4 protein-coding genes are annotated in these 1,663 nt (G+C 61.2%); 2 read left to right on the top strand and 2 right to left on the bottom strand.

All coding sequences use genetic code 11. From position 1 onward, the window contains the following. Nucleotides 1–37: 37 nt before the first annotated feature. Nucleotides 38–139, top strand: coding sequence for a hypothetical protein (locus ACI94_RS11070; RefSeq protein WP_353743251.1), 102 nt, complete (start codon nt 38–40; stop codon nt 137–139). A gap of 20 nt (nt 140–159) precedes the next feature. On the opposite strand, the gene ACI94_RS06795 is transcribed toward ACI94_RS11070, so the two are convergent. Further along, nucleotides 160–747 carry a site-2 protease family protein gene (locus ACI94_RS06795; RefSeq protein WP_066958099.1) on the bottom strand — a complete coding sequence of 196 codons (588 nt, stop codon included), beginning with the start codon at nt 745–747 and terminating at the stop codon, nt 160–162. 92 nt (nt 748–839) lie between these two features. Here ACI94_RS06795 and ACI94_RS06790 point away from each other — a divergent pair, with 92 nt between their 5' ends. Then, the gene (locus ACI94_RS06790) at nt 840–1,124 is read left to right on the top strand and encodes a chorismate mutase (RefSeq protein WP_066958097.1); all 285 of its coding nucleotides are present in this window, start codon (nt 840–842) and stop codon (nt 1,122–1,124) included. A gap of 3 nt (nt 1,125–1,127) precedes the next feature. On the opposite strand, the gene ACI94_RS06785 is transcribed toward ACI94_RS06790, so the two are convergent. Next, on the bottom strand, nt 1,128–1,663 hold a 536-nt coding region (locus ACI94_RS06785), incomplete at its 5' end, for a hypothetical protein (protein ID WP_286681248.1).

The following is a 1,663-nucleotide window of genomic DNA, read 5'->3' as shown; positions in this document are numbered from 1 at the left end:
GAAGAGCGGCCAGGGGCTCGGGCTCTACATCACCCGGATGCTTATTGAGCGCTACGGCGGCCGGATCCGGGTCGACGATCGTGTGCCAGGCCGGCCGGAATGCGGAGCGGCATTCCGGTTCTGGCTGAAACGAGCTTAAAAATCAGAAGAGGGGGACCCTCAGAGGAGGGACCAGAAGAGGATGCCGAGGGAGGCGATGATGAGCACCGCAAAGATGACCGGGTTCCAGGCAAGGATCTTGCGGCCATCAAGAACGCTGATCGGGAGCATATTGAAGGTCGCGATCATGGCGTTCACCCGGAGCCCGACGAGACCCACGGTACCGAGAAGTCCGCCGCCGCCGAAGAGCATCAGCGCCGCGAAGGGTATGCAGAGGAGGAGATTCGTGACCGGGCCTGCCGCCGATATCCTTCCGTTCTCGTTTCGTGTCGCGTTCCCGTAGACATACGTCGCCCCCGGCGCCGCAAAGACGATCCCGACGAGCGCCGCCATCACCACGGCGACGAGGAGCATCTGGTTGTCCTTCTTGAACTCGGCCCAGTAGCCGTAACGCATGGCGGCGAACTTGTGCGCGAGTTCGTGGAGGACAAAGGCGACCCCTACCGTGACGAGAGACATCACGAAGAAGAAGAGGAGCCCGATCGGGCTCACTCCGCCCCGGATATAGATCAGGGTGAAGGCGACCGATATGGCAAGCCACGCGATCAGGAGGTCCCGACGCTCGCGTAGCGGTATTCGTTCCAGCATTCGGTACCAGGTTTATCCCAAGACGATAATATTTTTCTGCTCTCTCAAGTCAACCCGCAGGTTTATTCCCCGCCTGCGGCCAATCATGGAGTATGTCCCTTGATGCCGTCAGGAATGAGATTCGCGAGGTCGATGAGAAGATCATCGATCTGATTGCGGAACGGCAGAGACTTGCAGCAGAGATTGCCAGGATCAAGCAGGAGAACGGCCTTCCCATTCACGACGGACCACAGCGGAAGGTAGTCCTCGACCGGGTCTTCACCTACGCCGTCGAGAGCCGGATCGACCCGATCTCCGTCCGGCGGATCTTTGAGATCCTGATCGATATGAGCGAGGAGCGGCAGCGCGAGTGCAGCGGGGACGGCAACCTGCCGTGAGGATCAGGAAAGAAGCGGTACCGCCGCCCTCAACGCATCGGCGCCTCCTTCGATGTATATGAGGCCGAGAGTGGCCCGCGCAAGGGCCTCTTTCTCCTGCATCAGGGTCTCACCCGTCGGACGGTAATGGCTGGAAAGACCGATCCGGTTCTCATGCAGTCCCCACCGGTCGGCGAGAGAGGCAAACTTCATCGGGTGCTCACCGTGCATGACCTTCAACTGCAGGGTGACGTCGCCGATGATGGCGAGGGCTCGTGCGTCCTTGAGGGAGTGCGCAAGTATTGCAAGGTCTCGTGCCGGGACGTTGAGCGCGTCTTCCGGAATATCGCCCAGGATCCCGAGAAACAGCCGTTCTGTGGAGGGGCTCATAAGGACGCGGACGATCCCGTCGTGGTCCCGGAAGGTATGCCCGGTCTCGCGCTCGATCCGGGGGAGAACCACATCCATCACCCGGTCGATATCTGCAACCAGACGGGAGAGGTGCCGGCTCCATCCCCGGATCCGCCGGAGCCTTCGACTTTTCCGGGGCGATCGCCGGT

Origin of the sequence: Methanoculleus sp. DTU007, assembly GCF_001512385.1 — an archaeon.
Lineage (GTDB): Archaea > Halobacteriota > Methanomicrobia > Methanomicrobiales > Methanoculleaceae > Methanoculleus > Methanoculleus thermophilus.
This window is presented reverse-complemented; position numbering and strand designations above follow the sequence as displayed.